Annotated in this window: 5 protein-coding genes; 2 read left to right on the forward strand and 3 right to left on the reverse strand. The window is 72.1% G+C overall.

Annotation, left to right across the window (positions count from 1 at the left end):
- Positions 1-221: 221 nt before the first annotated feature.
- On the reverse strand, positions 222-1262 hold the full coding sequence (locus tag QM633_RS13470; protein ID WP_415154278.1) for a YihY/virulence factor BrkB family protein: 1041 nt from the start codon (positions 1260-1262) through the stop codon (positions 222-224).
- Positions 1263-1421: 159 nt separating this feature from the next.
- On the opposite strand from QM633_RS13470, the gene QM633_RS13475 reads away from it, so the two are divergent.
- Positions 1422-1763 carry an ArsR/SmtB family transcription factor gene (locus tag QM633_RS13475; RefSeq protein ID WP_415154279.1) on the forward strand — a complete coding sequence of 114 codons (342 nt, stop codon included), beginning with the start codon at positions 1422-1424 and terminating at the stop codon, positions 1761-1763.
- Positions 1748-2440: a cation diffusion facilitator family transporter gene (locus QM633_RS13480; RefSeq protein ID WP_415154280.1), complete on the forward strand. Its 693-nt coding sequence runs from the start codon at positions 1748-1750 to the stop codon at positions 2438-2440. Before QM633_RS13475 ends, QM633_RS13480 begins: the two co-directional genes overlap by 16 nt.
- A 24-nt stretch (positions 2441-2464) precedes the next feature.
- On the opposite strand, the gene QM633_RS13485 is transcribed toward QM633_RS13480, so the two are convergent.
- Together QM633_RS13485 and QM633_RS13490 are read right to left on the reverse strand one after the other, a co-directional pair.
- Positions 2465-2800, reverse strand: a complete 336-nt coding sequence (locus QM633_RS13485) for a YnfA family protein (protein ID WP_415154281.1) — start codon at positions 2798-2800, stop codon at positions 2465-2467.
- Positions 2801-2843: 43 nt separating this feature from the next.
- A complete protein-coding gene (locus QM633_RS13490; protein ID WP_415154282.1) occupies positions 2844-3326 on the reverse strand; it encodes a pyridoxamine 5'-phosphate oxidase family protein in 483 nt (160 codons plus the stop codon).
- Positions 3327-3430 lie beyond the last annotated feature (104 nt).

Consider the following 3430-nt stretch of genomic DNA (forward strand, 5'->3'; position numbering starts at 1 on the left):
GCGGGTGAACCGACATCGTCGTGCGCGAACCGGCGGTTCGCCGGGCCGCAGCCGGAGCCCCGGTGCCCCGTCGACACCGCCCAGCCGATCGAACAGGGCGGCCTCCGCCTGTCCGCGCCCGGACACCGACCAGGCACCCACGCAGGGGGAGGACGGCTCCACGATCCCCTCGGCCCGGGGCAGCGCGCACGGCGCCCTCCGCCGCTCCTCGGGTGGGGCCGTCACTCTCGCGCGCCGCCCTCGCTACGCCCACCCAGCGGGGCGGGCCGCTCGTCCTGGGTGGGTATCGAGTCGGCCTTCACCGCGCCACGGCTGCCCAGCGGGCGCTCCGGCCCCCTGGTGGTGTCCTTCGCCGTCTGCTCCTCGGCCTCGGCGTTGATCTCGGCGCCGAGCAGCACTGCATAGCTGGTGATCCACAGCCACAGCAGCATCACGACGACACCCGCCAGAGCGCCGTAGGTCTTGGCGTAGTTGCCGAACAGGCTGACGTACAGCGAGAAGCCGACGCTGGCCACCAGCCACAGCACCGTGGCGGCAACGGCGCCCACCGACACCCAGCGGAACTTCGGCGCGTCCCGGTCCGGCGCGACCCGGTACAGCACCGCCAGGGCGGCCATCACCAGCAGCACGACCAGCAGCCAGCGCACGACCTCGGCAACCCCGCGCCAGCCGCCGCCGAGCCCGATCATCTCGAAGGCGACCGGCACGACGGCGACCAGCGCCATCAGGACGACCATGACCACGATCGCGCCGACGGTCAGCCCGAGCGCTACCAGCTTCTCCTTCACCAACCCGCGGGTGCGCTGTTCGTCGTAGGCGATGTTGACGGCCGTGACCAGGTTCCCCACCCCGCCCGAGGCACTCCACAGGGCGATCAGCAGGCTCAGTGCCAGCCCCCAGCCCAGGCCCTGGGTCGGCGCCGAGGCGAGCTGCTGGAGCTGGTTCTCCAGCAGCGCCCTGGCGTCGGCAGGAAGCGACGCGGTGAGGCCGGCGAGCTGGGTCGAGATGGTCGCCGGGTCCGCGGCCAGGCCGTAGACGAGGGTGAGGGCGATCAGCGCAGGGAACAGGGCGAGGAAGCCGAAGAACGCCACTCCTGCACCCAGAAGCGGCACCTGGTCGGCGGACGCCTCCTTCCAGCCGCGCACGACGATCTCCCGCCATCCCCGCAGGGGGATCTCGTGGGGAGAGTCCGCCCGGCCGCCGGGGATGTTCTGGCCCGGCTCGGCAGAGCCGGCCGCAGGGGTGCTGGACGTGGAGGTCATGTCCAGCGCAGTACCCACTCCGTGGGCCGGACTACCGCGATGTCGCAGCGCGGTCCGTCCTCGGCTCCTCGACCCCGGCGGGCGTGGACGAGTCCAGGGAGCGCGTGCGAGATCGGTCCGGGTCGTAATTGATACAGCGATCGCTGTATTGTCATCGCCATGACCACCACCGTGATGCTCGGCCACGTGGAGGGCCTGAGTCGCCTGGGCTACGCCCTGTCCGACCCCTGCAGGGTCCAGATCCTGCTCGCGCTGCGGGAGGCGCCCGCCATTCCGTCCGACCTCGCGGACGCGCTCGGAGTGTCGCGGCAGGTGATGTCGAACCAGTTGTCCTGCCTGCGCGGGTGCGGACTGGTCGAAGCGGTGAAGGACGGACGCCACGCCTGGTACCGGCTGGCCGACGCGCACCTGGGACCCGCGCTCGACGAGCTGCTCCGGGTGGTGCTGGTGGTCGATCCCGACTGCTGCTCGGGCGAGGAGTGCACGTGCAGCCGGTCGTGATCGCCCCGCCGGCCCCCACCGCTGCCCGCCGGGCCGTCCTGCGGCGCCGCGTCCGGCTGATCGTGGCGGTCACCATCGGCTACAACGTGATCGAGGCCGTGGTGGCGCTGACGGCCGGCCGGATCGCCTCCTCGACCGCCCTGCTGGCCTTCGGCCTGGACTCGGTGGTCGAGGTGCTCTCGGCTGCAGCCGTCGCCTGGCAGTTCGCGATCCCCGACCACGAGCGTCGGGAGCGGGTCGCGATGCGGCTCATCGCCGTGTCGTTCTTCGGGCTGGCGGGCCTGATCGGGGTGGACGCCGCACGCAGCCTCGTCCTCGGCGAAGCCGCCGAGCACTCCCTGGCCGGGATCGTGCTCGCCGCGATCAGCCTGGCCGTGATGCCGCTGCTGTCGCGCGCGGAGCGACGCGCCGGTCGGGAACTCGGCTCGGGCTCCGCGGTGGCCGACTCCCACCAGACCCTGCTGTGCACCTACCTGTCGGCGGTGCTGCTGGCCGGCCTGGTCATGAACAGCCTGCTCGGCTGGTGGTGGGCCGACCCGCTGGCTGCCCTGGCGATCGCCGCAGTGGCGGTGAAGGAAGGGTGGGACGCGTGGCACGGCGACGCCTGTTGCGCGCCGCCTGCGGAGGCGTCCGCACCGGCGATGGAGGACCACTGCGCGAAGGACTGCTGCGACTGAGCGCAACCTCCGGGCGCGCCGTCGTCAGGAGGTGCGCGGGGAGTACATGATCACGGCCACCCCGACCACACAGATGAGCGCGCCGATGATGTCGTACCGGTCCGGACGGAAGCCGTCGAGCGCCATCGCCCAGGCGAGCGAACCGACGATGAAGACGCCACCGTACGCGGCGAGGATGCGGCCGAAGGTGGCGTCCGGCTGCAGGGTGGCGACGCAGCCGTAGAGGCCGAGGGCGACCACGCCGGCACCGATCCAGAGCCAGCCGCGGTGTTCCCTGATGCCCTGCCAGATCAGCCAGGCCCCGCCGATCTCGGCCGCGGCAGAGGCGATGAACAGGGCGATCGAGCGCAGGATGTCCATGCCCGCAGTCTTCCAGCAGGCAGCCCCCGCGCACGGCAGTCTCCTAGGACAGCTCGAGCGTCTCGTTCGCTCCCAGATCGGGACGTTCGCCCTTGACGGCGGCAACGGCGACGCCCAGTGCCGCCGACAGGAGCCCCGGGGTCTGCCAGTACTGCGCGCCGGTGGGCTGGACCACGAGCAGGCCCACCTTCGGATCGGTCGGCTCGCACTGGAGCCATGCCTCGGCCGGGGAGTTCCACAGCTCACGCTGGCGGTGCGGGTCGCGGATCACAACCCCCGTGCCCTGGATCGACACGTAGTCCTTTCCGCTGAGGGTGACCAGCACGCGCCGGTCGGCATCCAGTTGAGCGTGCTTCGGAGCGTCGAACTCGGTGAAGAACCAGAGCCGCCCCTCCGCGTCGAGATCCTCCAGCGACATCGGCCGCGCCTCCAGTCGGCCGCCGTCGCCCACGGTCGCCAGCATGACCACCTCGCCGGGTTTCACCAGGTCGCCGAGGGTGGCCAGGTCGTTGCGTTCATCGCTCATGCCGGCCCTGTGCCCCCGGCGGAGACGTCGCAAACCGGATCGCGCGGGGCGAACGGCGAGGCCCCGGACGGCCGGTGGCGCGGGTCAGCGGCGGCGGCCGGTCC

It is taken from the genome of Propionicimonas sp. (genome assembly GCF_047606205.1).
Lineage (GTDB): Bacteria > Actinomycetota > Actinomycetes > Propionibacteriales > Propionibacteriaceae > Propionicimonas.